The following is a 26,047-nucleotide window of genomic DNA, read 5'->3' as shown; positions in this document are numbered from 1 at the left end:
TTCTATCCTACGGCGCTTTCGGCTTTCACCAGGTCGGGGACGACCGTGGGCGCCGACTTCCCGGGCATCCAGCGGGCCACCACGAAGACGCCGATCAGGGTCATCAGCGCGGCCCCGCCCGACGCCCAGTGGACGCCCGTGACGAACGCCTCGTTGGCGGCGTGCAGCAGCGAGGTCCCCTGCGGGCCGAGGGCCGAGGCGACCCCGGCCGCGCCGGCGATCGACTCCTGGGCCACGTGGCCCACGTCGCCGGGCAGCGCGGCGGCCACGCCCTCCATGTCACTGCGGTAGCTGGCCGACAGGATCGCGCCCAGGACCGCGATGCCGAGGCACGAGCCGACCTGGCGGAACACGTTGCTCATCGAGGAGCCGACGCCGGCCTTCTCGCGCGGCAGCGCGTTCATGATGGCCGTCGTCGCGGGCGGCAGGATGTTGGCCATCGCGCCGCCCTGGACGAAGCCCAGCACGAGCAGGATCCAGATCGGGGTGTCGACGCCGACGAAGACGTAGGCGCCCAGCACCACCGTGATCACGCCCATCGCGATGGTGCCGACGAGCCTGGCGCCGTAATGCTCGACCATGGCGGCGCTGCGGGGGGAGAACAGGAGCTGGCCGGCGGCGAACGGCAGCACGAGCGCGCCCGACTGCAGCGGGGAGTAGCCGCGCACGATCTGCCAGTAGAAGGCCATGAAGAACATCACGCCGATGGCCGAGAAGAAGGTCAGGCCGACCGTGGTGATCGCGGTGGAGAAGGCCGGGTTGCGGAAGTGGCGGACGTCGAAGGCGGGGTGGTCGGTGCGGTACTCGTACCAGACGAACCCCGCGAGGATCGCCACGCCGACCGCGACCGGCACGATGACGGTCACGTCGGCGACGGTGCCGAGGTCGCTGATCCGGACGATGCCGTAGACGAGCGAGATCAGGCCGAGGATCGACAGGACGACGCCGATCGGGTCGAGCTTCGCCTTGTGCGGGTCCTTGGAATCGGGCACCAGGACGGCGTTGAGTACCAGCCCGATCAGCACGATCGGCACGTTGACCAGGAAGACCGAGCCCCACCAGAAGTGCTCCAGGAGCAGACCGCCGGTGATGGGGCCGATGGCGACGGCGATGCCGACCCCGGCCGCCCAGATGCCGATGGCCCGGCCGCGCTCGTGGAAGGGGAAGACGTTGGAGATGATCGCCAGGGTGGCCGGCATGATCGCCGCTCCCCCGATGCCCATGAGGGCCCTGGCGGCGATGAGCTGGTTGGGGTCCTGCGCGTAGCCGCTGGCCACCGAGGCCAGCAGGAACAGCGCCATGCCCGCCATCAGCATGCGCTTGCGGCCGAGCCGGTCGCCGAGCACGCCGAAGGTGAACAGCAGGCCGGCGAACGCCAGGGTGTAGGAGTTCATGGCCCATTCGAGCTCGCTCTGAGTGGCGCCCAGACCGTGAACGGGATCGGCGATCGTCTTGATCGCCACGTTCAGGATCGTCTGGTCGAGCACCACCGCGAGCAGCGAGAACACCATCACGCCGAGGATCTGCCAGCGGCGCGGGTGTCCCGAGTGTGCATCCACGGATGCCCCCGATAACTTTCGATACGATGTCGTTTCGTATCGAAAGGTACACCCGTCGAATAACGATACGCAACGGTCGCGTTTCGAAAACTAGGCGGGCACCTGAACGGGTTCCGCCGTCTTCACCGGCATCCGCCAGAACGGCACCGCGACCAGCACCAGCACCAGCCCGATGGCCCCCGCTCCGGCGAACGCCCAGCTCGGCCCCCACGTGTCGATGATCAGACCGGCCGCCGGACCGGCCGAGGAGACGCCGATGGTGAGGAACGTCCCGTGCAGGCCCATCGATTCCCCGCGCGCGGCGGCCGGGACCGACTTGCTGACGTAGTCGACCGTCGTCGACAACGACGGCGCGCAGAGCAGGCCCCCGGGGATCAGCGCCGGGATCAGCCACCACCAGCCGCCGCCGACCAGCCCGACCGGGATGGTCAGCGCGCACAGGCCGCCGATCATGACCAGCGGGGAGAACCCGCGCGGCAACACGCCGTACACGAACCCCCCGACGAGCGAGGCGAAGCACCAGAGGCCGATGACCAGCCCGATCCAGGCGGCGTCCCCGGCCTTCTCCAGGGTGGCCACGATGGCCAGGTCGGTCGCGGTCAGCACGAAGGTCAGCGCGGAGGTCACCCCGAAGATCGTCAGCACCCGCACGTTCAGCCAGCGCCGCGTCGGCACCTTCCGGTGCGGCCCCTCGGCCAGTTCCTCGGCCGACCGGGTCGGCGGGTTCAGCAGGAAGAACCCCAGCCCGGCCAGCGCGAAACCGATGCCGACCGCCCGCATGGCCACCGTGCTCGACAGGGTGCTCACCGCCGCCGCGCCGACCGCCGGCCCCACCATGTACGACAACTCGACGCACATCGAGTCGAGCGCGAACCCCGTCCGGTGCTGATCCCTGGGCACCATCGCCGCCACGCACTGCCGGATCAGCCCGAAGACCGGCAACATCAGCAGCCCGCCCACGAAGGCCGCCCCCACCAGCGCCTCATAGGGCAACGAGGGCGCCGTCAACCAGAACACCAACTGGACGACGGACGTCACCGCCACGACCGCCCGGGCCCCGCGGCGGTCGACCACCCGCCCGAGCAGGGGCGACCCCACCGCGATGCCGACCGTCGAGGCCGTGCCCGCGACGCCCGCCTGGGCCCACGAGAGCCCCAGCGTCTGGACGACGTGCAGGGTGATCGTCAACCCGGTCGCGGTCGCCGGGATGCGCGTGACCAGCCCGAGGGCCACCAGTGAGGGGATGCCCGGGAGCCTGAAGAGCCTCCGGTAAGGTTCAACCGCCGTTTTCATTACTTACGACCTCCGCATGGCATTGTGCCAAGCGGCGGGCTTCTGACAGAACCGGATTACGGGTAGTGGGCGGGGTGTTCTATCCGGATGTCGCATGCGATGATGCGACTGTCCGGGGACGCCACAGGGGCGCCACGAGACCAGGAGGTAGCCATGTCCTCTGCACTTTACGGTGGGGCCGCCGGCCGCCGGGTGACCGTACGCGACATCCAGGCAGCGAAGTCGAGCGGCGAGAAGTGGCCGATGGTGACGGCCTACGACGCCATGACCGCCCGCGTCTTCGACGAGGCCGGCATCCCGGTCATGCTCGTCGGCGACTCGGCCGCGATGGTCGTCTACGGCTACGACTCGACCCTGCCGGTCACGGTCGACGACCTCATCCCGCTCACCGCGGCGGTGGTCCGGGGCTCCTCCCGCGCCCTCGTCGTCGCCGACCTCCCCTTCGGCTCCTACCAGGCCGGCCCCGCGCAGGCCCTGGAGACCGCCGCCCGCTTCATGAAGGAGGCCGGCGCCCACGCGGTCAAGCTCGAAGGCGGCCACCGGGTCCTCCCCCAGGTCGAGGCCCTGGTGTCGGCCGGCATCCCGGTGATGGGCCACCTGGGCCTGACCCCCCAGTCGGTCAACGTGTTCGGCGGCTACCGCGTCCAGGGGCGCGGCCAGTCGGGCGACGAACTGATGGCCGACGCCAAGGCGCTCGAACACGCCGGGGCCTTCTCGCTGGTGCTCGAATGCGTGCCGACCGACCTGGCCGACCGCGTGACCGCCGCCCTGTCGATCCCGACGATCGGCATCGGCGCGGGCCCCGGCACCGACGCGCAGGTCCTCGTCTGGCAGGACCTCATGGGCCTGACCGAGCGCCCGGCGAAGTTCGTGAAGAAGTACTTCGACCTCCACGGCGAGATGGACCGGGCGGTCCGCGCCTTCGCCGACGAGGTGAGCTCCGGGGCCTTCCCGGCCAAGGAGCACAGCTACAGCTAACCTCACCGGTCACCCCCGTCGCGACACCGACTCCGCCGGGGGTGACCGGGAGGTCCCTTCCTCCGTTACGGCTCCGCCGACCAGGGCACCGCCCGCCGCCCGGCCCGCGCGCCGTCACCGGCGCCGACCGGCCGTGCGGCCCCACCGCCGCGACGACGGTCCGGCCTCAGGTCAGGGTCGCCGGGTCGGTGTTCGAACCGCAGACCACGATCGCCGTCGCGCTCCCCGGCCGGGGCGTCCACCGGCCCGACAGGAGCGCCGCGTAGGCCGCCGCGCCCGCGTGTTCGGCGGCCACCCGGTGGTCGCGCCACAGGGTCCGGCGGGCCTCGACGATCGCCTCGTCGGTCACCAGCACGCTCGTCACCCGGTCCTGGAGCACCTCCAGCGCGACCTGACCGGCCGTGCTGGCGCCCAGCGCGTCGGCGCCCACGCCCGAGACGTCCACCCGCACCGGCCCACGCGCCGACAGCGCCTCGTGGATCGTCGGGATGAGTTCGGGTTCGACCACCACGACCTCGCCGCCGAACGCCGCCCGCACTCCCCCGGCCAGGCCGCCGCCGCCCGCCGCCACCACGATCGTGTCCAGGCCCGGAACCTGCTCCTCCAGTTCCAGGGCCAGGGTCCCCTGACCGGCGACGACCTCGCGCTGGTCGTAGGCGTGCAGTTCCAGGGCGCCCGTCTCGGCGGCGCGCTTGCGGGAGGCGTCGAGGGCGTCGGCGTAGATGGCGCCGGTCACCACGACCTCGGCGCCGAGCGCGCGGAGCCCGGCGATCTTGACGGCCGCGCAGACCTCCGGGACGAAGATCTCCGCCCGGACGCCCAGCGCCCGCGCCGCGTGGGCCACCGCCAGCCCGTGGTTGCCGCCGCTGGCGGCGATCACCCCGGCCGCCGGGAGGTCGGCGGCGAGCATCCGGTGGAAGGCGCCCCTGACCTTGAACGAGCCCGAGTGCTGGAGGCACTCCAGCTTGAGCCAGACACCGGGGGCGGCCTCGACGACCGGCGTGCGCCTGACGCGCCCGCCGATCACCGCAGCGGCCTCGGTCACGTCGTCCCGCGTGAGCATCATCGGCCCATCATGGCGCAGCGCCGGAAGGATCACTCAGCCGAGGGCCTGGGCGAAGTCGGCCCACAGGTCCTCGGGGTGTTCGATGCCGACGGCGATCCTGACCGTGCCGGGGCTGATCCCGGCCGCCGCCAGCGCGGCGTCGGAGACCGACCGGTGGGAGGTGGACGCGGGGTGCAGGACCAGCGTCTCCACGCCGCCGAGCGAGGGCGCGAGCAGCGCCACCTTCAGCGACTTCATGAACCGCACCCCGGCCTCCCGGCCGCCCGCGAGGTCGATGGAGAAGACGCCGCCGAAGTCGGGCAGCAACTTGGCGGCCAGGGCGTGGGACTTGTGCGTGGGCAGGCCGGGCCAGTGGACCGCCGTGACGGCGGGGTGTTCGGCGAAGCGGGTGGCCATGACGCGGGCGTTCTCGTTGTGCCGGGCCATCCGCAGCGGCAGCGTCTGGAGGCCGCGCAGCGAGAGCCACGACGCGAACGGGTCGGGGGCCGCGCCGAGGCCGCAGTGGAACTTCCAGACCTTGCGGTGCAACTCGTGATCGGCGAAGACGGAGACGCCGCCGACGATGTCGGCGTGGCCGGACAGGTACTTCGTCGAGGAGTGGACGACGATCGAGGCGCCGTGCTCGATGGGCCGGCACACGATCGGCGAGGCGAAGGTGTTGTCGACGATCACCGGGATGCCCGCCTCGCGGGCGACCGCGCACATGCCGGGCAGGTCGGCGACCTGGGTCATCGGGTTGGCGATGGTCTCCAGGTAGAGGAACCTCGTCTCCGGGCGGAAGGCCGCGCGGGCCGCCTCGGGGTCGTCCTCGGGCACGTAGGTGACCGAGATCCCGAACCGGGCCTCCAGTTCCTCCAGCATGTGGCCGGTGCCCCCGTACAGGGAGTGCTGGGCGACCACGTGGTCGCCGGGGCTGAGCAGGGCCAGGAAGACGGTGTTGATCGCGCCCATGCCGGTCGCGGCGGCGACGGCGGCGACGCCGCCCTCCAGGTCGGCGACGGCCTCCTCGAACACCCGGGTGGTGGGGTTGGAGTAGCGGCCGTAGACGAAGGCTCCGTCGGGGCGGTCCATGCCGTCGGCGAACACGGCCGGGTCGTCGAACAGGAACCCGGAGGTCTGGTAGATCGGCGTCGAGATCGGCGCGCTACCTTCTGGCTGAACCTTGGGAAGGTGGACAACTCGTGTATCCGGTCGCAAATCAGTCACACAGCCAAGGATGACGGGTCACGCGGACTGGTTGCAGAGCCAATCACGGTGAATTGGCTCGCATCGCGATCCAATGTCACGATGACGGCATGACGGAGGAGGATCGCCTCGTCGGCTGGCTCGGGCGCTGGGCGTCCGGGCGGGGCCCGCTCTATCTTCTGCTGGCCGCCCGGTTACGCGGCCTCATCGACGACGGGCTGCTGGCCCCCGGCTCCCCGCTGCCGCCCGACCGGGTGCTGGCCCGCCGGCTGGCGGTCGGGCGGGGCACGGTCGTCGCGGCGTACGAGCTGCTCCAGCAGGAGGGCCGCCTGGTGCGCCGGCGGGGCAGCGGCACGCGGGTGGCCGAGGCGGAGCTGCCGATCAGCCGTTCGTCGGGCGCGGGGGCCAACCCGCTGCTGCTGCACGTGCTCGACCCGCCCGACGGGGTGACGCTGCTGACCTGCGCGGCCCCGGTCGAGCCGCCGCCGGAACTGGTCGAGGCCTACCAGGAGGCGGCGACGCGGCTGCCCCGCGACATCGGCTACCACCCGGCCGGGCTGCCGGAGTTCCGGCGCGCGGTGGCCCGCCACTTCACCCGCCTCGGCCTGCCGACCGAGCCCGGCGAGATCCTCGCCACCAACGGCGGCCAGCAGGCCATCTCGTTGCTGGCGAGCCAGTTCGTCACCCCCGGCGACACGGTCAGGCTGGAGTCGCCGACCTACACCGGGGCCTCGGAGATCCTGCTCGACGCCGGGGCCAGGATCGACGCCTGCGACCTCGACGAGCTGCACGAATGGGGCGTGTTGTCACCCCGTGGCCGGTCGGCGCCGGTACGGCCCGCGCTGGCGTACACGATCCCGACCGCCCACAACCCCACCGGGCGGGTGATGCCGCCGCCGGCCCGGCGGCGGCTGGTGGCGTGGGCCGGGGAGGCCGACGTGCCGCTGATCGACGACGCGGTGCCGGCCGAGTTGTGCTTCGACGGCGAGCGCCCGCTGCCGCTGGCCGCCTACGCCCGGGGCGAGCAGGTGCTGACGGTGGGCTCGCTGAGCAAGCTGGTCTGGGGCGGCCTGCGGGTCGGCTGGATCAGGGCGGCGGTCCCGGTGATCTCCCGCCTGGCCCGGCGGCGGGCCATCCACGAACTGGGCGGCGACGCCGTAGGCCAGCTCGCGGCGGCGATCCTGCTCGACCGGGCCGACGAGGTGCGGCGGGCCCGGCTGGAGGTGCTGAAGCGCCGCCACGACCACCTGGTGGCGCTGCTGGGCGAGCATCTGCCCGAGTGGTCGGCCCGGCCGGTCGCGGGCGGGCAGACGTTGTGGGTGCGCCTGCCCCGGGGCGACGCGGGTGCGTTCGCGCAGCTCACCGCCCGCCACGGGGTCGCCGTGCCGCCGGGAACGGCCTTCGACCCGGCCGGCACCGGCTACGAGATCATGTTGCGCCTGCCGTTCGTGCATCCCGAGCCGGAGCTGACACGCTGCGTCGAGGGCCTGAAGTCGGCCTGGCACGACTACAACGGCGCCCGCCGCCGGCCGGGGCTGCCCACGCTCGTGGTGTAGAAGATTGTTCACGGGCAGCGGACAAGCCACCCAAATTCGGCACGACGGGTGAATGCTTGTGCCCATGGACGCCACCTTCCTCCTCGTGCACAGCCCCGCGGTCGGACCGTCCACGTGGACCCCGGTGGCGGCCGAACTCCGCGCCCGCGGCCGGCGTGCCGTGGTCCCCTCGCTGACCGACGTGACGGCGGGCCCGCCGCCCTACTGGCCGCGCGTGGTCGACCAGGTGTCCGTGGCAGCCCCCGACGGCCCGGTGGTGGTCGTCGCCCACAGCAACGCCGGCCTGTACGTCCCCCTTGTGGCCGAACGTCTGCGCGGCCAGGTGACGGCGGTGCTGTTCGTGGACGCCGCCCTCCCGCCCCGGCGCGGCTCGATCCCGGCGGCCGAGTCCGACCATCTGACGTTCCTGGGCGCGATGGCCGACGAGAACGGCCTGCTGCCCCGCTGGACCGACTGGTGGCCCGAGGAGATGGTGTCGGCGCTGGTCCCCGACCGGCGCACCCGCGACGAGATCGTGGCCGAGCAGCCGCGCCTCCCGCTGCTCTACTACAGCCAGCACATCCCCGTCCCGCACACGTGGGACCACGTGCGCGGGGCCTACCTGTGGTTCAGCGACCCCTACGAGCGCCCGGCCAAGGAGGCCGACGAGCGGGGCTGGCCGGTGACCCGGATCCCGGGCGACCACCTGCACCAGGTGGTCGCGCCGGGAGCGGTGGCCGACTGGCTCGTCGCGAACGCCTGACGCGGCTCAGACGTCGGTGACGCGGATGCCGGCGTGGGCCTTGTAGCGCCGGTTGATCGACACCAGGTTGGCCGTGAACGCCTCGACCTGGTGGGCGTTGCGCAGCCGCCCGCCGTAGACGCCCCGCACCCCCGGGATCCGGGCCGCGAGGGCCTGGACGAGGTCGGTGGCCTCGCGGTCGTCGCCGAGCACCAGCACGTCGAGGTCGATCGCCTCGACGGCGGGGTCGAGCAGCAGCTTGGCCGACACGTGGTGGAAGGCCCCGACGACCCGGCTGCCGGGCAGCACCGCGGCGGCCTGCTGGACCGCGCTGCCCTCGTCGACGGGGAGGGCGTAGGCGCCCTGCTTGTCGAATCCGAGCGGGTTGACGCAGTCGACCACGATCTTGCCCGCCAGCACGCCGGCGAGGTCGGTGAGCAGCGCCTTGTGGCCGTCCCACGGGACCGCGACGATGACCAGGTCGGCCTCGGCGGCGACGTCGGCGTTGGCGCCGCCCTCGACGCGGCCCGCGTCGGCCAGCGCGTCGGCCGCCGACCGCGCGCGGTCGGCGCTGCGGGAGCCGATGAGCACGCGGTGCCCGGCCAGGGCGAACCGGCGGGCCAGGCCGTTGCCCTGGTCGCCGGTCCCGCCGAGGATCGCGATCGTCACATCTTCAAGTTGGTCGGCCATGTTCTCGATCATGCCAGGGACAACACCCGGCCCGGCGCACGTCATCCCCGGCGCGGTTCAGCAGTTGCCGAAGGCGGGCAGCCCGAGCACCCGCCCGGCCAGCCACGCGATGGCCAGCGGCCCGCCCTCGACCGCCCCGAGCACGTGGCTGGGCGCCGGGACGCTCGTCCAGGTCACCGTGGCCCCCTTGGCACACCACTCGGAGCGCAGCGTGCGGCCGACGCCGATCGGGATGATCTCGTCGCCGGTGCCGTGCCAGACGAACACGGGCACGGAGGGCCGGGTCGCGCCGAGGCGGTTCTCCTGGAGGCGGGCGGTCCAGTCGGGCCGGTTCATGACGTCCTGGGTGGTGAGGTCGGCCAGGGTGCGCCCGGCGAGCTTGCCGCGCAGCTCGTCGACGCAGTCGTCCCGGGCGTCGGCGAACAACGCGGCCCCTTCGGGGGTGAGGTGGTCGGCGAGCCGCAGCTCGGGGTAGGCCGCGTCGAACCCGAGCCCCGCCGCCGCGGCCAGCCCGAAGTCGCCGCCGCCGTCGACGTTCTCGGCGACCCTCTTCAGGTCGGCCGGCACCCCGCCCGCCGCCACCCCGCGCAGCCGCAGCTCCGGCGCGTACGACGGCTGGAGCTGGGCCGCCCACCCCGCCGAGGCTCCACCCTGCGAATACCCCATGATCACCACGGGCCCGCCGGTCGCCAGCCCCGCGCCGGGCACCCGGGTGGCCGCCCGGATCGAGTCGAGCACCGCGTGCGCCTGCGATCTCCCCGCCATGTACGTGTGGTCTCCCGGCGTGCCCAGCCCCTCGTAGTCGGTGACCGCCACGGCCCAGCCCTTGAGCAGCATCAGGCTGACGAAGGCGAGTTCGAGTTCGGTCCCGTCGGCCATGGCCGCGCTGGGAGCGCACTGGTCGCCGAGGCCGTGGGTGCCGACGGCGTACCCGACGATGGGCCGTTTACCTAAATATCCGGACTTGGGGACGAGCAACGTCCCGGAGACGACGTTCGACCCGCCGACCGCCGAGGTCGACCGATAACGCAGGTGCCAGGCGTTGACCGGCACCTCCAGCAGTCGTCCGGGGGCCAGGTAGACGGTGGTCGGGACGGCCTCGACGACGTCTCCGGGCGCGGCGGCGCGGGCGGCCGACGGGACGGCGAGCTGGAGCAGGGGGAGCAGGAGGGCCACGATCGCGAGCACGGTCGCACGAACTCGAAGACGCATGGGACATGCCGCCCTTCACGGGATCACTTCTCGGGGGACGGCGCCGTGAGCCGATGGTTACCCGCGAGTAGACGCGAGTCAAGTACCGAGTCAGGCGAATTGTCCGGAGCCGGAAAAGCCGAAGCGCCCCGTGCGCCCCCACCCCCTGAGGCACGATGGGCGCCATGGACGCCGAAGCGGTCAGCCTCCTCCGCGAGGCCCTCGACTCCACCGAATGGCCCGACCGGGCCCGTGCTCTGGGCAGGGCGATGCGCACCACCCGCTCCCCCGGAGGCCTGCTGATCGCCGGCACCCCCGACGACGAACCGTGGCACCTGACCGCCCACCTGGCCGACGAGGCCCGCCTGTCGGGCCTGACCCAGTTGACCCCGACCCTGGTCCGCTGGTCCCCCGACCTGACGGCCCCCCCGCACCTGCGGGTGGGCGTCGACCGCCTCTCGGAGGCGCGGCGGGGCGAGACGCTGGTGGTGGTGTCGGAGAGCGAGGCGCCCGTCCCGCTGCTCGAACGGGTCTCCGACGCCCGCAAGACGGGCGCGACCATCCTCGCCATCGACGGCGGCGACCCGGAACTGGAGGCCCTGGCCCACGACGCCTTCGCGGTCCCCCGGCTGACCGCCCCGCTGACCTTCGACGGTGCCCAGCACCTGGTGAGCATGGCCGCCGGGGAGGCCCCCCGGAAGGGCTTACGCGAACGCCTGGCCCGCCTGGCCGACCGCATCAGCGGCCCCCGCGTCCCCGACTGACATATGGGTCCTGGAAGGGCTTACGCGAACGCCTCGCCCGCCTGGCCGACCGGATCAGCGCTCCCCGGCTGACATCAAGCGGAGCGGGCGGCTGTCACCGCCCGAGATTTCGGCATACCGCACGGGCCGACGCCGTAGTCACAACGCGCTGGCTTCAGTGGGCCTCCAGCGACGCGCTGAGCACCGCCACCCGCTCGGTCAGCTCCTCGGCCGCCTCCCGCAGGACCTCGATCACCACCGCCTGCACCGGGTCGGGCTCCCCCGACCGGGTCCGGCTCACGCGGGTCAGGGCCTCGATCCGGCGCGACCCCACCCCGTGGATCCCGGTCACCACCACCTCGCCCCGGGGGAAGTCGAGCAGCGCCAGCGACGGCACGATCGCCACCCCGTGGCCCGCCGCGACCAGGCTGAGCACGGGCGGGAACTCCGAGATGACGTGGGTGCGCCTCGGCTCGAAGCCGTGGAGCTGGCTGAGCCGCTCCAGGGCGGCGCCGCAGGCCTGGAAGGAGACGCCCGCCACCCACGGCAGGTCGGCCAGCTCGCCGACGTCGGCGGGGACGTGGTCGAGGGTGGGCGGGGCCACGATCCGGTATTCGTCGTCGTAGAGCCGGTGCCGGGTCATCGACGGGAGCGACGGCGCGGGGGTGCTCATGTCGCGCTCGGTCACCACGAGGTCGACCGCGCCCAGCCGGAGCTCCTGGAGGGCGTCGCTGCCGTACACCTCGTGGATCACCGGGACGATCCGGGGATGCCGCTCGGCGAGCACCCGCAGCGCCGGCACCAGCAGGTGCCTGATCACGGTCGGGAAGGCCGCGATGGTCACCGGACCGGACAGGCGTTCGGTGAAGCGGTTGAGCTCGTTCCGCGCCTCGGAGAGCTGTTCCTCGATCCGCTCCGCGTACGCCGACAGCACCCGCCCCGCCGGGGTCAGGGAGATGCGGCGCTGGGAACGGTCGAGCAGGGCCAGGCCGACCTCGCGTTCGAGCTGGGCCAGTTGCTGGGAGACGGCCGACGGAGTCAGGTGGAGCGCTTCGGCCGCCTTCATCACGCCACCGCGACGGGCGACCTCATGGAGGATCCGCAACCGTCGGGGATCGATTTCCATGTAGAGAAGCTTATTGGCCGCTTAAGTTTTCTTCACTTGTCCTTCAAATGGACATACCGCGAACATGAGGGGCAAATGTCAACGTTCATCACCGCGATCGGCACACTCGGCGCGATCGCCCTCCTCATCGCCTACGGCCTCGTCTCGACGTCCAAGATGTCCGGGGACAGCCTCGCCTACCAGGCGATCAACCTCGGCGGCGCGGCCGCCCTGGCCGTCAACAGCGGGTATCACGGCGCCTGGCCGTCGGCGATCCTCAACATCGTGTGGAGCGCCATCGGCGTCCTCACCCTCAGCCGGTTCATCGCACGAAGGGCGGCACGAAAGTCATGAGCCTCATCGAACTGAGCCACCGCATCGTCGAAGGGATGATCACCTACCCCGGCATCCCCGCGCCCGTCCTGGGCGTGCACCTGAGTCGGGAGGCCTCCCGCGACCTCTACGCCGAGGGCACCGAGTTCTTCATCGGCACGATCACCATGGCCGCCAACACCGGCACCTACCTCGACAGCCCCAGCCACCGTTTCGCCGGCGGAGCCGACCTGTCGGGGCTCCCGCTGGAGAAGCTGGCCGACCTCGACGGCGTGGTCGTGAAGGGCGTCGACCTGCCGGGCGACCTGGACGTCGCGGGCAAGGCCGTGCTCTTCCACACCGGCTGGGACACCCACTGGGGCACCGACGCCTACTTCACCGGCCACCCCCACCTCACCGCCGAGACCTCGGCGGCCCTCGTGGCGGGCGGCGCGGCCCTGGTCGGCATCGACTCCTTCAACATCGACGCCACTCCCCCGAAGGGCGAGCGCCCGGCCCACACGACCCTGCTCGGCGCGGGCGTCCCGATCGTCGAGCACCTCACCAACCTGGGCTCGCTCCCGGCGTCGGGCTTCCGCTTCCACGCCGCGCCCCCGCTGGTCGCGGGCATGGGCACCTTCCCGGTGCGCGCCTACGCGGTGGTCTGAACTTCCATTCCCGGTACGCCCACACGAACGCCCCGGCCGAGCGCGACATGCCGAGATCTCGGGCGCGGAGCGCCCGACCTCCGGGCTCCCGGCCCGTGTTCACGTGCGGGATCGGCCGTCGCGGCGACGACGCGGCGCGGCCGGGGAGCGCCGGGTGCGGTGCCGCGGACGGACGGCGGTCGGGGTCGGGGTCGGCGGAGCCGTAACGGAAAGTCGGCTTCGAGAACGATCCCGGCCTGGCGCTCCCGATCTAGTCGTCGTCCCAGTCCTTGTCCTGGTCCTTCCACGCCTTGTTGCGGGCCGAGGCCGTCGCCAGCGCGTTGGCCGCCTCGGCCTCGGTGTCGTAGGGCCCCATGCGGTCCTTGTTGGGGCACCCCTGGTCGCCCTCGACGCGCATGTGCTTGAGACAGAACCACCAGTGTCCATTTCGCTCGCTCACAACGGCCATCTTGCCCCTTCCGCGCGCACATAGACTTGCGCGCATGACGACACTGCTCCGGCCCGGGCGGATCTCGCCCACCCGCAAGGTTCCCGCGCACATCGAGCGTCCGGAATACGTGGGGAAGAAGGAGCCGAAACGCGGCGCGTCAGACGTGCAGACCCCCGAGACGATCGAGAAGATGCGGGTCGCCGGGCGGATCGCCGCCCAGGCCCTGGAAGAGGTCGGCAGGCACGTCGCGCCGGGTGTGACGACCGACGAGCTCGACCGGATCGGCCACGAGTTCCTGCTCGACCACGGCGCCTACCCCTCGACGCTCGGCTACCGCGGCTACCCCAAGTCGCTCTGCACGTCGATCAACGAGGTCATCTGCCACGGCATCCCCGACGACACCGAGCTCAACGACGGCGACATCGTCAACGTCGACATCACCGCCTTCGTCGGCGGCGTCCACGGCGACACCGACGCGACCTTCCTGTGCGGCGACGTCGACGAGGAGTCGCGGCTGCTCGTCGAGCGCACCCGCGAGGCCACCAGCCGCGCGATCAAGGCCGTCGCCCCGGGCCGGCAGCTCAACATCGTCGGCCGGGTCATCGAGGCCTACGCGAAGAGGTTCGGCTACGGCGTGGTGCGCGACTTCACCGGCCACGGCATCGCCGAGTCGTTCCACAGCGGCCTGATCGTCCCCCACTACGACGACCCGTCGCTCGCGGTGACGCTCGTGCCGGGCATGACGTTCACGATCGAGCCGATGCTGACGCTCGGCACGATCGACTACGAGATCTGGTCAGACGGCTGGACGGCCGTGACCAAAGACCGCAAGCGCACCGCCCAGTTCGAGCACACGGTGCTGGTCACCGACTCGGGCGTGGAGATCCTCACGCTCCCCTGAGCGCCCGCTTCGGCACGACGCCGCTGAGCGTCGTGCCGGAGCCCAGCACGCTGTTGATCGACAGGGTGCCGCCGATCTCGACGAAGCCGGCCTTCATCGCGGCCAGCCCCCGGCCGGTGGTGCCTTCGGAGAAGCCGACGCCCTCGTCGCTGACGGTCATGCGCAGGCCCGTGTCGCCGACCGTGACGGCGATGGCGACGTGGCGGGCCCCGCTGTGGCGTTCGACGTTCGCCAGCGCCTCGGTGACCACGGCGTAGACGCCCCGTGCGACGGCGGACGGCAGCGGCGCGTCGGGCAGCGCCCACGTCTCGACCGCGATGCCGGTTCTGACCGACCAGTCGCCCAGGTATTCCTCTAGGGCGGGCTTGAGCCCGGCGCCCTCACGCAGCCGCAGTTCCTCGGACAAAGCTCTCCAACTCCCCTGATCTTCACCGGCGACGCTAACGGGTGAGGCTCAAGGAACGGTTGCCGTTTGCTTAGGGTTTGCCGAACCCAGAAGATGATGCCCGTTACCGCTTTTGGTCACGCTTGTTGAGCTTTGCCAGATAGTCGTTGTAGGCGTCGAGCTCGGTGTCACCGGTGCCGCCCGTGCGGGCCGCGACCAGGTCGGCCTTGCGGTCGAGGCGCCGGGCGACCCGCTCGTCGGCCCGCCACCACTGGATGGCCAGCGCGATCAGCACGATCAGCGTCGGGATCTCCCCGAAGCCCCAGGCGATGGCGCCGCCGGTGTTCTGGTCGGACAACGACGACGCGCCCCAGGTCCGGCCCAGTTGTTCGTACCAGTCGGCGGCCAGCACGCTGCCCATGCTCATGATCGCCATCGCGAAGAACGCGTGGAACGGCATCGTGACGAACAGCAGCAGCAGGCGGCCGAAGTAGGGAAGCTGGTTCGGCGCCGGGTCGACCCCGACGATCACCCAGAAGAACAGGGTGCCGACCAGCAGGAAGTGCAACGACATGGAGATGTGCCCGAGATGCTCCTCCATGGCCGACTCGAACAGCGGCGTGAAATAGAGCGCGTACGTCGACACGACGAACAGGGCGGTCGCGATGGCCGGGTGGGCGACGAACTTGGCGACCCGGCTGTGCAGGACGACGGTGATCCACTCACGCGGCCCCCGGTCGCCCCGCCGCGCGGCCGGCTTCAGCGCCCGCAGCGCCAGCGTGACCGGCGCGCCGAGCACCAGGAAGATCGGCACCAGCATCGAGAGGATCATGTGCTCGGTCATGTGCACGCTGAACAACACCGGTGCGTAGCGGGCCACGCCGCTCTGGGTGGTCAGCACGAGGATCACAATGGCCAGGCCCCACGCGATCGACCGCCCGACGGGCCACTTGTCGCCGCGGCGGACGAGCCGGACGACCCCGGCGGCGTACAGGCCCCCGAGGACCGCCGCGATCACGGCGAAGAAGAGGTCGAACCACCAGAGCGTGAGCAGGTTCGTGACCGAGATCTCCGGCGGCATGACGTAGCCGAGCAGGTCGAACGCCCGGTCGGTGGGCAGCGTGTCGACGGGCGGCGGCGCGGTCTGCGCGAGCGCCACGGCGATGCCGACGACGCCGGACATCAGCATGATCTCGCCCAGCACCAGCTTGACGAACGCCATCGGCCGGCCGGCGGCCAGCTCGGGCAGCGTGCGCTTGCGGTGCCACCAGCCGACGCCGCCCAGCACGGCATACAAGACGATCTTGAGGAGCAGGATCACGCCGTACGCGGAGGTGAACAGCGCCGACACCGACGCGAGCCGGGCCGCGACCGACGCCAGCCCCGACAGGCCGACCCCGACGAAACACCAGAACGCCATGCGGGAGAACCGGTCGGCGGCCAGCGGGAGCCGGTCATGGCCGCGCAGGGCGTGGTAGCAGAGCAGCCCGAGCCCGCCGACCCACAGGGCCAGGAACACCAGGTGGAAGGCGACCGACGTGGTCGCCAGCCCGTGGTTGGGCGCGCTGGAGGAGTGTCCGGTCAGCGCCGGCGGCAGCAGCGTGGCCAGCGAGAACACCAGCAGCCCGCCGGCCGCGCCGACCGTGATCGCCCCCCGCGCGAACAGCGCGATCGAGACCGAGAAGAGCACGACCAGGGTGAGGGCGATGCCCTGCGGGGTCTGCCCGGCGTAGCTGGTCAGCTGATTGCCGTCGAGCACGACGCCGACCGGCTGGCCGAGCGACTGCGACAAGCCGAAGACCAGGTTGAGCGCCGCCGCCCCGCCCCAGGCCAGGGCCGACCAGCTCGCCGCCTTGGCGTAGCCGAGGGCGGTCTTGCCGAGCAACCCCTTGTCGGAGGGCAGCAGCGCGGCGGCCATGAGGAGGAGCCCGACGGTGACCAGGCCGGCGACGTCCATGCCGAGCTTGGAGACCGGGACCATCCACCGGGTGAGCGTGCCCTCGTCGGGCAGCCCCGGGATGACCCGCGGCGTGGCCGCGCCCCCCGCCACCATGCCGACCGCCAGCGCCCCGGCGGCGGCACACCCGCCCGCGATCGCGAGCCGGACCGTACGGTTCATCCGGGCGGCCTTCCCATCGGACATTCCGGCCATCATGGCTTCTTACGCATGCTGAACGCCATGCCGATCCCGATCCCGGCGATCCCGAAGACCACGATCCAGATCCAGGCGGGGATCTGCCTGCTCTCCTCGGGCGCGACGGTGTTCCCGGTGGCGCTCGGCGTGGGCGCGGCGGCGGCCTGCACCACCGGCTGACCCGGTTCCGACGGGCTCAGGCCGCCGGACGGCTCCGGCGCGTAGGTGAACGGGATCTCCCCCTCGACGGGGTGCCCGTCACGGGAGACGACGCGATAGGCGATCGTGTAGGTCCCCGACGGCAGCGCCGAGGGAGGACCGACGTCCTGGACGACCTTGCGCCCGTCGACCCGGGGCTTCCCGTTCTCGTAACGCTCGCCGTCGGGCCCGGTCAACACGACGGCGGGGAACCGCACCGACTCGCTGAACTCGAGCGTCACCTTGGGCAACGCGGCGACCTGCGCGTTCTCGGCGGGGTCGCTGCTCCGCAGGGACGTGTGGGCGGCGGCCGGCGCGGAGGGAAGCAGAAGGGCCGCGACGACGGCCAGAACGGCGACGATCGGTGAACTCTTCATGGCGCCCTAAGGCTACCGACGCGGGGCGGTGGTCTCACCGTGAGCCCGTCGCCGGGCCACGGGGACCACCGCCCCCGCCACGGTCACAGGCCGACGCAGGCCAGGGCCTTCTGGGCGGCGAGGATGCTCTGGTCGTGGTCGTGGAGGCGGTCGTAGGCCTCGGCCACGGTCATCCAGCTCTGCGCCCGGCGGCGCATCGGGGCCGGGTCGAACGACTCGTTGGCGTTGCCCAGGGCCACCGCGGCCTCCTCGTCTTCGTGGAGGAGCAGGAGGGCCTGGCCCTGGACGAGGTTGGCGTCGGCCCAGTGTTCCCCACGGGACTCGCGCAGCGACTCGTCGGCGACGCGGGCGTACTGGACGGCCTCGCGCGGGTGGCCCAGGGCCAGCTCCGCGCGGGCCAGTTCGATGTTGCAGCGGGCCTTGTCGAGCACCGAGGCCGACGACTCGCCGAGCTCGCGCAGAGCGCGCAGCAGCAGGTCGCGGCCCGCCTCGACGTCGGTGGCGCGGGTGCGGACGATCATGGTCGCGTAGGCCACCCGGAGGCGGGCCAGGTTGCGGGGGTCGCCGCCGTTCTCGGACTGGATGGCCATGGCCCGCTCCAGCAGGCTCATGCCCTCTTCGCCCCGGCCGGTCTCCTGGGCGACGAACGCCGCGTTCCACGAAGCGGCGACGAGGGCGCGGGGGGTGCCCAGCAGCTCGGCGGCCGACAACAACTCGGAGGCGAAGTGGCGGGCGCGCAGCAGGTCGCCGCGGGTGCGGTAGACCGAGAGCAGGGTCGAGCCGAGCTCGATGAGGGCGTCGGTCCAGGCGGGGCGAGAGTTGCCGCCGAGCAGCGCCTCGCCGACCCGCACGGCCTCGCCGAGTTCGCCCTCGTCTCGGTAGCAGCGGCAGAGCGCGACCGCGACGGCCACCTGCCACTCGACGGTCATCGGCCGCTCGATGTCGGCGCGCAGCCCCTTGAGGAGCCGGATCGCCTCGGCCCGATCGCCGCACGCCTCGGTCGCCAGGGCGCAGCCGTATTCGGCCTCCTGGCGGAGCTGGGCCAGACCGGTGAGGCTGGTGTCGGTGAGGAGTTCGGTGTAGCGGCGGCGCGCCTCCTGGGCCTCGCCGTTCTCCAGCGCCAGCCGCGCGAATCGCAGGCCGACCTCGATCTCTTCCATCTGTTCGGCGGTGACGCCGTTGACGAGATAAGTGAGAGAGCAGTCGAGTTTTTGAGCCAGGAGCTCCAGAACTGCCGGAGTAGGGGTACGCTTACCGCTCTCAATTAGGGAAACATAGCTGTCGGACAGCTCAGGATGTGCGAGTTGCGCTTGAGAGAGCCCCCGCTGTCGGCGGATGGTCTTGATGCGCTGACCCACTAGATCTTGACCGGTCACCAGCACCCCCTGGAAAAATGCAAGAACCTCTAGACCCGACGGGAGCCCCACCGTGCGACGCCGCCTGATCATGCTTGCTCTTACGACCCTAGTTGCGGTTACCACCGCCGCAGGGATCAATGCTACGGCCGCCAGCGCCGCTTCGTCCCCCTTGCGCCCTTACAGCCTGGAATGCTGCTGACTCGTTACGTGAGTCAGGAAAGTCAAGGGAAATTCCCTAGCGTGAACCCCATGTGAGCCTCCCCCACCCGCCCCCAGGCACCGGGAGCGGATCCCCCGGCCACAGCAGGAACTCGGAATCGCGGCACTGGCCAGTGCCGCGATTCTTTATGTTTGACCTGCCGTTTTCACCGAACGTCTCCTCATTGTCACGTTAGGTGATCTACGGAAGACCAGAGTCCCGGCAACTACGGGAGGGTCCGGCCGCTGAAGCCACCTCAATTACTCGGGTCGCAGTCGGGCGACTCAGCACCAGGATCAGTGACCGGTGTGACGGCAGATGCACGTGCAGATGAAAGTGGCCGCCCCGTCGCGAAGAACCTCCCCCGAAGACCGTTCTGTCCCGATCCCGATCGCGCGGCCCGCCGAAAAGGGGAATGCATTCGCTTGGCGGCGCCCGGCATTGAGAACCGATATCAGCGGGAAATCGGCCCGGAAAGGCCGGTTCGCCGGTCCCGGCGATTTCGCCGAGTGGCCGGAACTCAGGTGCGCCGGCGACCTTTTCAGCAGTGGCGCACGGCGATTGTGTCATCGAGCCCGAGTTCCTCGGCACCGGGAATTCCAGCCCTCGGGACTCGAAATGGCGATCGGGTCAGGATGCGCGCAGGGCCAAATACAAATCCACCCGGTCGGCCATTGTCGTCAGATTCCGGCCGGTCAGTTCCTCCACCCGCCTGATGCGATAACGAACCGTGTTCACGTGCACGTGCAACCGTTCCGCGCAGACGTTCCACGATCCTGCACAGTCGAGAAACGTCGACAGGGTCCGCACCAGATCGGCCTGGTGCCTGCGGTCATACCCGAACAGCGGGTCGAGCAGCCGTGAAGCGAACCCCCGCCGGATGTCGTCGGGCACCGTAGCCAGCAACAATGCGTGGGTGTAGATCTCGTCGCTGGTCACCAGGCCGCCGTCGCGGGCCTCGGCCATGCGGCGGGCGTACCCGGCCTCCTCGATCCCGCCCCGGATCGCCGCCGGACCGGTCAGCGCGGCGCTGACGCCGATCGAAAGCCGGACCCCGGGGGCGGCCGATATCGAAAGCCGTGCCCTCAACCGGCCGGTCAGGTCGTCGACGGAGTCAGGCAGCGGCACCAGCGCCAGCCCGGCGTCGGCGGCGGCCACCGCGACGACCGACCGGTCGAGCATCTCCTCCAGGACCAGCCCGCCCAGGGTCGCGGCGTCCGGGCCGTCCGAGGCGCCGGCGCGCAGGGCCGTGCAGGCGACGACCGCGAACGGGGCCGCCACGTCGAGGCCGCAGGTTCTCATCCGGGCCGACAACTCCGGGAGGTCGGCGCTGCCGGCCAGGCCGATGAGCTGTTCCAGCAGCCGCCGTTCGACGCGGCGGCCCTCTTCCGTGCGAGTGCGTTCGAGGGCCACGCACGCGGCCAGCTCGTAGCCGATCTCGGGGTTGACGTCGCCGTCCAGGACCAGCGCCCAGCCGGCCACGCGGGGGCTGCGGTCGACGGTGAAGATCGTGCGGGGGTCGGCGGTGACGTGCGGGAGGCGGACGGCGCGGAGGAACTCGGCGGCCATCCGGGAGGCGTCGGGGACCTCCCCGGCGATCACGCGCCCGGCCGCCGAGACGACGCCGCCGGTGACGCCCAGTTCGTCGTGGGCCATCCGGAACAACTCCGGGAGCCCGGCGCCCTCGGCGACGGCGGCGAAGATGCGGCGGTGGCGGCCGAGGGCCAGGCGCTGTTCCCCGGCCATGCGGCGGTCGACCACGTCGATGACCGCGCCGAACGACACCTCGATCGGCACCTCGATCAGGGCCAGGCCGCGCTCGCGGCAGGCGTCCACGAGGTCGTCGGGCACGTGACCCAGCCGGGCGTCTCCGGCGGCGAGGGCGGTGACGCCGGCCTGGACGAGATGGTCGACGAAGATCTCGGAGTCGGACGGCCGGTGGCGCCACATCATGCCGGTGAGCACCAGTTCTCCGCCGCTCAGATAGCGGCCCGGCCGGGGCAGGTCGGTCACCACGACGCCAGTGATCTCGCCGACCGGCTCTCCGGCCAGCAGGATGAGCCGTAGCGTCTCGTGGGCCAGCAGCTCACTTATCTGCACAAGACCCACCTTATTTGGATGAATCTACAAGCGCCGCCCTCTGTGGCCCCGGCGTTTCATGGGTCAGCCGATAGGTCCGGAAACAAAAGGTTGGTCTACTGGGCGTCTATGAGCATCGCCACCGGACGCACCCAGGGAATCGGACAGGGAATCGGGCAGAGCCTGCTCCGCCCCGACGGCACGCTGAAGGTCACCGGGGAGTTCGCCTACTCCTCCGACCTGTGGCTCGACGGCATGCTCTGGGGCGCGACGCTGCGCAGCCCCCACCCGTCGGCGTGGATCAGGTCGATCGACGTGGGTCCCGCCCTGAAGGTCCCGGGTGTGTACGCCGTGCTCACGCACGAGGACGTCCCCGGCGAGAAGTTCTACGGCCTCGAACACAAGGACCAGCCCGTGCTGGCCATCGACCAGGTCCGCTACCAGGGCGAACCGGTCGCCCTGGTGGCCGCCGACCATCCCGAGACGGCCCGGCGGGCCGCCGATCTGATCGAGGTCGTATACGAGGTCCGCGAGGCCGTCACCGACCCGCGCAGAGCCGCCTTCGACCCCGAGTGCCCTCAGGTCAGCGTGCACGGGAACCTGGTCAGGCACCAGCCCGTCAGGGTCGGGTCGACCTTCACCGCCGACGTGGTCGTCACGGGCGAATACGAGGTCGGCATGCAGGACCAGGCCTTCCTCGGCCCCGAGTCGGGCCTCGCGGTCCCGGCCGAGGACGGCGGCGTGGACCTCTACATCGCCACCCAGTGGCTCCACGTCGACCAGGACCAGATCGCGCCCTGCCTGAACCTCCCGAAGGACAAGGTCCGCCTCACCCTGGCGGGCGTCGGCGGCGCGTTCGGCGCGCGCGAGGACCTGTCGATGCAGGTCCACGCCTCGATGCTGGCCCTCCGCACGGGCAAGCCGGTCAAGTTCGTGTACGGCCGCGAGGAGTCCTTCTTCGGGCACGTCCACCGCCACCCGGCCTGGATGCGCTACGAGCACGGCGCGACGCGCGACGGCAGGCTCGTCTACGTCAAGGCGGAGATCGTGCTCGACGGGGGCGCGTACACCTCCAGCTCGCCCGCCGTCGTCGGGAACGCCGCGTCGCTCGGCGTCGGCCCCTACGAGGTGCCGAACGTCCTCATCGACGCCTACGGGACCTACACCAACAACCCGCCCTGCGGGGCGATGCGGGGGTTCGGGGCGGTCCAGGCCTGTTACGCCTACGAGTCGCAGATGGACCGGCTGGCCGAGGCGTGCGGCGTGTCGCCGGTCGAGATCCGGATCCGCAACGCGGTCTCGCAGGGGTCGCTGCTGGCCACCGGCCAGGTGATCGACACGCCCGCGCCGCTCGCCGACATGCTGCGGGAGCTCGACGCGATGCCCCTTCCCGGGCCTTCCACGCTCGACCTGCGCGAACTGCCGGGCGGCGTGGCGCAGACCACCCACGGCGAGGGGGTCAGGCGCGGCGTCGGCTACGGCGTCGGTATCAAGAACATCTGCTTCTCCGAGGGCTTCGACGACTACTCGACCGCCCGGGTGCGGGTGGAACTGCTCGGCGGCGAGCCGCACGTGCTCGTGCACACGGCGGCGGCCGAGGTCGGGCAGGGCCTCATCATGGTCAAGACCCAGATCGCCCAGACCGAACTGGGCATCGACCGGGTCACCATCGTGCCCGCCGACACGACCGTCGGCTCGGCGGGGTCGTCGTCGGCCTCCCGGCAGTCCTACGTCACCGGGGGCGCGGTCCGCGCCGCGAGCCTGGCGGTCAAAGAACGTCTCGACGCGCTGACGGCCGACGGCCGGAGCGTGGCCGAGGTGCTGGCCGCCGAGGGGCCGATCGAGGAGACCCGCGAATACCGGCACCGCCGGACGTTCCCGATGGACCCGCTGACCGGCCAGGGCGACTCGCACACCCAGTTGGCGTTGTGCGTGCACCGGGCGGTGGTGGACGTCGACGTGGAGCTCGGCCTGGTCAAGGTGGTCGAACTGGCCGCCGTCCAGGACGTCGGGAAGATCCTCAACCCGCTCGCCCTCGAAGGCCAGATCCACGGCGGCACGGCCCAGGGTCTCGGCCTGGCGCTGATGGAGGAGATCCAGATCCGCGACGGGAAGGTGCTGAACCCGTCGTTCACCGACTACCTGATCCCGACCATCCTCGACATGCCGCCCATGAGGTTGTCGATTTTGGAGAACCCCGACCCGCACGCGCCCTACGGGCTGCGGGGAGCGGGCGAACCCCCGACGTTGTCGTCGACCCCGGCCATCGCGGCGGCGGTCCGGGCGGCGACGGGCCTGCCGCTGTCGAGGGTGCCGATTCGGCTCGATGACATCGCCCTGAGCAGCGTCCCGGCATAGAGCGAAACAGCCGGCCGAGGGGCGCCGCTCAGGTCGTACCCGACCGGAATCAGGACACGTCGTCGGGGTCGCACGCGACGCCGTCGTTGTCGACGTCGATGTACCACTCGTATTCCTCGTGGATGCCCTTGGTGTAAGGGCCGGCCGCGGCCGCGATGGCCGCCGCGCAGGTCGGGTAGCGCTGGGAGGTCGCGCCGCCCTGGTTGTTCGCGGAGGGCTGCTGGTTGGTGCCGCCCGGTTGCTGGTTCGGGTCGGTGCCGCCGGGTGGCTGGTTCGGGTCGGTCACGCCGGGCTGGCCGGTGGCCGCCGGGTCGCTCGTCGGCTGGTTGGCGGGCGGCTGGGCGGGTGGGGCGCCGGTGCCCTTCAGGCGGGCGAGGAAGGCGTCGGCCTCCTCCTTGGTGAAGCCGCCGACGATGCTCAGGCTGTCCTGGGTGATCTCCTGGGCCACGCGCGGCGTCGAGACGACCTTGTCGCCGACCACGATCGCCAGCAGGCGCTTCACGGTGTCGCGGGTCAGGTCTTCGATCTGGGCCCGGTTGTCGGGGGCCAGGACCACCCGGATCGAGTAGGTGCCGTCGGACTCGGTGAAGGTCTCGATCTTCTGCGCCGACGTCAGGGTCACACCCGGTTCGAGCTGGTAGCAGGTGGTGCCGGCGTCGTCGAGGACGGCCTCGGTCTCGGCCGGGCAGGGGGCCGCGCCGGACGCCTCGACGGGCGCGAAGTGGATGGGCACCGCGAGCTTGGTCACGACCGGCTGGGTCAGCGGCGGGGAGTCCTGGTTGTTGGTCATCAGCACCGCGACGGTGCCCAGCACGCCGGACATGATCACCACGAGGACCAGCGCGACGCTGAGGGCGATCGTGGCTCCCTTGGTCGCCTGCGGCGGCCGCGGCGGACCCGGCTCCTCCGCAACGGGGGTGTTCTGCATCCCGGCCTCAATCCCTGACATCGCCCGCAGAGCCTATCGACATGGGACGGCCCGTGGCCAAACTGGCGCACGGGCCGTCCTGAATCTCAAACCGGTTGTTACTGGGCGGGCGCGTCCGTCGACATGGACGGCGCGCCCGACGGCTGCGGGGCCGGCTGGGAGCCGGCCGGCGGCAGCGGGGCGTCGGCCGCGGAGCGGGTCTCGCCGCCGTCGCAGCTCGCGCCGAGCTCGGGGGTGTCCTCGCCCTGGCGGAACTTGAGGACGAAGGCGCTCAGGTCGGGGGACGAGGCGCTGTCGAGCTGGATCTGGTGGTTCCACGACGAGGCGACGATCTTCGACGGCAGGCCGGGGTAGGGGCTGAGCAGCATGTAGGGCTCGCCCGCCAGCGCCTTCAGCTTGTCGACCTCGGCGGCCGGCAGGTCGGGCTGGTAGGTGATCCAGACCGCGCCGTGCTCCATCGAGTGGACCGCGTTCTCGTTGTTGATCGGCTGGTCGTAGATGCCGCACGTCTGCCAGGCCGGGTTGTGCTCGCCGCCGGCCGGCGGGGTCTCCTTGTAGGCGACCTTCGTGTTGACGTGGCCGGCGCCCTTGTACTCGAAGTTCTTGACCTTCGGCAGCATCGCCTCTTGAGCGGCGGTCGCGGCCTTCTCGGCCTCCGACTTGTCCATCTCCTGACGGATGATGTAGAAGGCGACGCTTCCGACGAGAAGCAGGATGACCAGGCCGCCGATGCCCCACATGAGGACAGCGGCCCGCCGTTCCTTGGCCCGCTGCTGCGCCCTCATCTGGGCGATACGGTCACGCCGTGCCTGCGCTTTCTCCTTGGTCATCGACCCTCCATCACGCGGTCACATATGGACAAGGAGAATAGTGGGTATAGATAGCCGTTTGGCCCATCGCGTCCCGGCGGGAAGTAATCTGGGGGCGATGAAGAACCCCCGTTCGCTTCTGCTCCCGGTCGCCGCGGCCGTCGTCGTGGTCGTCGCGATCGTCCTGCTGCTGGTCAACCTGGCCCGGCCGGGCACCCCCGGCGACCTGTCCCCCGAGGCCGGTTTCGCCCGTGACATGGGGGTTCACCACGCGCAGGCGGTCGAGATGTCGTTCGCGGTGCGCGACGAGAGCACCGACGACGGGGTGCGCACGCTGGCCTACGACATCATCACGACGCAGTCGGCGCAGCGTGGAATGTTCATCGGCTGGCTGCAGCAGTGGGACCTGTCGCAGGCCTCCAGCGTGAAGCCGATGACCTGGATGGCGGGCCACGGCCACGCGGCGGCGGCCGGGGTGACAGCGGGCGTGACACCGGGTGTGATGCCCGGAATGGCCACCGCCGACGAGATGAGGCAACTCGCCGACGCGAAGGGGCAGGCGGCCGAGGTGCTGTTCCTGCAATTGATGATCCGCCACCACGAGGGCGGCGTCGAGATGGCCAAGGGCGCGCTTGAGCTGGCCGAACGTCCGGAAGTGCGGAACCTCGCCCAGCACATCGTCGACGGTCAGACCGCCGAGATCGACCTGATGAAAGAGATGCTGGCGACGCGCGGCGCGCAGCCGCTCCCGTCGATCCTCAAATGAACAGGACGTGTCGGACGCGGGAACGCTCCCCCGACAGGGCACCATGGAGGCGACCCGG

General features: G+C 71.3%; 24 protein-coding genes. 9 read left to right on the top strand and 15 right to left on the bottom strand.

The genetic code is table 11. From position 1 onward, the window contains the following. Positions 1-2: 2 nt before the first annotated feature. A complete protein-coding gene (locus tag AW273_RS25150; protein WP_062352813.1) occupies positions 3-1,559 on the bottom strand; it encodes a DHA2 family efflux MFS transporter permease subunit in 1,557 nt (518 codons plus the stop codon). Between the two features lie 90 nt (positions 1,560-1,649). Then, complete coding sequence (locus AW273_RS25145; protein ID WP_232327582.1) at positions 1,650-2,792, bottom strand: MFS transporter; 1,143 nt, start codon at positions 2,790-2,792, stop codon at positions 1,650-1,652. Positions 2,793-3,005: 213 nt separating this feature from the next. Here AW273_RS25145 and panB point away from each other — a divergent pair, with 213 nt between their 5' ends. Beyond that, entirely contained in the window at positions 3,006-3,830 is an 825-nt protein-coding gene (panB, locus tag AW273_RS25140; protein ID WP_062352807.1) for a 3-methyl-2-oxobutanoate hydroxymethyltransferase, read from the top strand. A 166-nt stretch (positions 3,831-3,996) separates the two neighbouring features. On the opposite strand, the gene AW273_RS25135 is transcribed toward panB, so the two are convergent. Then, entirely contained in the window at positions 3,997-4,896 is a 900-nt protein-coding gene (locus tag AW273_RS25135) for a threonine/serine dehydratase (protein ID WP_198168339.1), read from the bottom strand. Positions 4,897-4,929: 33 nt separating this feature from the next. Then, the gene (locus AW273_RS25130) at positions 4,930-6,102 is read right to left on the bottom strand and encodes a trans-sulfuration enzyme family protein (RefSeq protein ID WP_062352804.1); all 1,173 of its coding nucleotides are present in this window, start codon (positions 6,100-6,102) and stop codon (positions 4,930-4,932) included. Between the two features lie 89 nt (positions 6,103-6,191). Here AW273_RS25130 and AW273_RS25125 point away from each other — a divergent pair, with 89 nt between their 5' ends. Together AW273_RS25125 and AW273_RS25120 are read left to right on the top strand one after the other, a co-directional pair. Continuing rightward, a complete protein-coding gene (locus AW273_RS25125) occupies positions 6,192-7,637 on the top strand; it encodes an aminotransferase-like domain-containing protein (protein ID WP_062352802.1) in 1,446 nt (481 codons plus the stop codon). Between the two features lie 64 nt (positions 7,638-7,701). Further along, a complete protein-coding gene (locus AW273_RS25120; protein ID WP_062352799.1) occupies positions 7,702-8,379 on the top strand; it encodes an alpha/beta fold hydrolase in 678 nt (225 codons plus the stop codon). A gap of 6 nt (positions 8,380-8,385) precedes the next feature. On the opposite strand, the gene npdG is transcribed toward AW273_RS25120, so the two are convergent. Next, a complete protein-coding gene (gene npdG, locus AW273_RS25115) occupies positions 8,386-9,060 on the bottom strand; it encodes an NADPH-dependent F420 reductase (protein WP_062352797.1) in 675 nt (224 codons plus the stop codon). Between the two features lie 45 nt (positions 9,061-9,105). Continuing rightward, positions 9,106-10,260 (bottom strand): lipase family protein, encoded by a 1,155-nt coding sequence (locus tag AW273_RS25110; protein WP_062352794.1) that lies wholly within the window; start codon positions 10,258-10,260, stop codon positions 9,106-9,108. Positions 10,261-10,424: 164 nt separating this feature from the next. On the opposite strand from AW273_RS25110, the gene AW273_RS25105 reads away from it, so the two are divergent. Then, positions 10,425-11,003, top strand: a complete 579-nt coding sequence (locus AW273_RS25105; RefSeq protein WP_198168337.1) for a hypothetical protein — start codon at positions 10,425-10,427, stop codon at positions 11,001-11,003. 154 nt (positions 11,004-11,157) lie between these two features. Here the strand turns inward: AW273_RS25105 and AW273_RS25100 are convergent, their stop codons facing one another. After that, positions 11,158-12,108: a LysR family transcriptional regulator gene (locus AW273_RS25100; RefSeq protein WP_062352788.1), complete on the bottom strand. Its 951-nt coding sequence runs from the start codon at positions 12,106-12,108 to the stop codon at positions 11,158-11,160. Between the two features lie 75 nt (positions 12,109-12,183). Between AW273_RS25100 and AW273_RS25095 the strand changes: the two genes are divergently transcribed. Continuing rightward, positions 12,184-12,441: a CBU_0592 family membrane protein gene (locus AW273_RS25095; RefSeq protein ID WP_030450575.1), complete on the top strand. Its 258-nt coding sequence runs from the start codon at positions 12,184-12,186 to the stop codon at positions 12,439-12,441. Next, complete coding sequence (locus tag AW273_RS25090) at positions 12,438-13,067, top strand: cyclase family protein (protein ID WP_062352785.1); 630 nt, start codon at positions 12,438-12,440, stop codon at positions 13,065-13,067. Before AW273_RS25095 ends, AW273_RS25090 begins: the two co-directional genes overlap by 4 nt. 250 nt (positions 13,068-13,317) lie before the next feature. Here the strand turns inward: AW273_RS25090 and AW273_RS25085 are convergent, their stop codons facing one another. Beyond that, entirely contained in the window at positions 13,318-13,515 is a 198-nt protein-coding gene (locus tag AW273_RS25085) for a hypothetical protein (protein ID WP_062352782.1), read from the bottom strand. A gap of 34 nt (positions 13,516-13,549) precedes the next feature. Between AW273_RS25085 and map the strand changes: the two genes are divergently transcribed. Beyond that, positions 13,550-14,398 (top strand): type I methionyl aminopeptidase, encoded by an 849-nt coding sequence (map, locus tag AW273_RS25080; RefSeq protein ID WP_062352779.1) that lies wholly within the window; start codon positions 13,550-13,552, stop codon positions 14,396-14,398. Here map and AW273_RS25075 read toward each other — a convergent pair. The 5 genes from AW273_RS25075 to AW273_RS25055 all read right to left on the bottom strand — a co-directional run bounded on the left by AW273_RS25075 (position 14,385) and on the right by AW273_RS25055 (position 21,149). Beyond that, positions 14,385-14,804: a sensor histidine kinase gene (locus AW273_RS25075; protein WP_062352776.1), complete on the bottom strand. Its 420-nt coding sequence runs from the start codon at positions 14,802-14,804 to the stop codon at positions 14,385-14,387. The two genes, map and AW273_RS25075, sit on opposite strands and share 14 nt — an antisense overlap. Before the next feature lie 103 nt (positions 14,805-14,907). Beyond that, the gene (locus AW273_RS25070) at positions 14,908-16,926 is read right to left on the bottom strand and encodes a bifunctional copper resistance protein CopD/cytochrome c oxidase assembly protein (protein ID WP_232327581.1); all 2,019 of its coding nucleotides are present in this window, start codon (positions 16,924-16,926) and stop codon (positions 14,908-14,910) included. Positions 16,927-16,934: 8 nt separating this feature from the next. Beyond that, positions 16,935-17,492, bottom strand: a complete 558-nt coding sequence (locus tag AW273_RS25065) for a copper resistance CopC family protein (RefSeq protein WP_062352772.1) — start codon at positions 17,490-17,492, stop codon at positions 16,935-16,937. Between the two features lie 83 nt (positions 17,493-17,575). Then, positions 17,576-18,850, bottom strand: a complete 1,275-nt coding sequence (locus AW273_RS25060; RefSeq protein ID WP_232327585.1) for a helix-turn-helix domain-containing protein — start codon at positions 18,848-18,850, stop codon at positions 17,576-17,578. An 829-nt stretch (positions 18,851-19,679) separates the two neighbouring features. Next, complete coding sequence (locus AW273_RS25055; RefSeq protein WP_062352769.1) at positions 19,680-21,149, bottom strand: PucR family transcriptional regulator; 1,470 nt, start codon at positions 21,147-21,149, stop codon at positions 19,680-19,682. A gap of 108 nt (positions 21,150-21,257) precedes the next feature. On the opposite strand from AW273_RS25055, the gene AW273_RS25050 reads away from it, so the two are divergent. Further along, positions 21,258-23,486, top strand: coding sequence for a xanthine dehydrogenase family protein molybdopterin-binding subunit (locus AW273_RS25050; RefSeq protein WP_062352766.1), 2,229 nt, complete (start codon positions 21,258-21,260; stop codon positions 23,484-23,486). A gap of 49 nt (positions 23,487-23,535) precedes the next feature. On the opposite strand, the gene AW273_RS25045 is transcribed toward AW273_RS25050, so the two are convergent. Then, the gene (locus tag AW273_RS25045; RefSeq protein WP_083950024.1) at positions 23,536-24,435 is read right to left on the bottom strand and encodes an excalibur calcium-binding domain-containing protein; all 900 of its coding nucleotides are present in this window, start codon (positions 24,433-24,435) and stop codon (positions 23,536-23,538) included. Between the two features lie 77 nt (positions 24,436-24,512). Further along, positions 24,513-25,244 (bottom strand): thioredoxin-like domain-containing protein, encoded by a 732-nt coding sequence (locus AW273_RS25040; protein WP_062352759.1) that lies wholly within the window; start codon positions 25,242-25,244, stop codon positions 24,513-24,515. A gap of 97 nt (positions 25,245-25,341) precedes the next feature. Between AW273_RS25040 and AW273_RS25035 the strand changes: the two genes are divergently transcribed. Then, positions 25,342-25,989 carry a DUF305 domain-containing protein gene (locus AW273_RS25035; RefSeq protein ID WP_062352755.1) on the top strand — a complete coding sequence of 216 codons (648 nt, stop codon included), beginning with the start codon at positions 25,342-25,344 and terminating at the stop codon, positions 25,987-25,989. Positions 25,990-26,047: the final 58 nt, after the last annotated feature.

Source organism: Herbidospora yilanensis (genome assembly GCF_001570565.1).
In the GTDB taxonomy this organism is placed as follows: Bacteria; Actinomycetota; Actinomycetes; order Streptosporangiales; family Streptosporangiaceae; genus Herbidospora; species Herbidospora yilanensis.
This window is presented reverse-complemented; position numbering and strand designations above follow the sequence as displayed.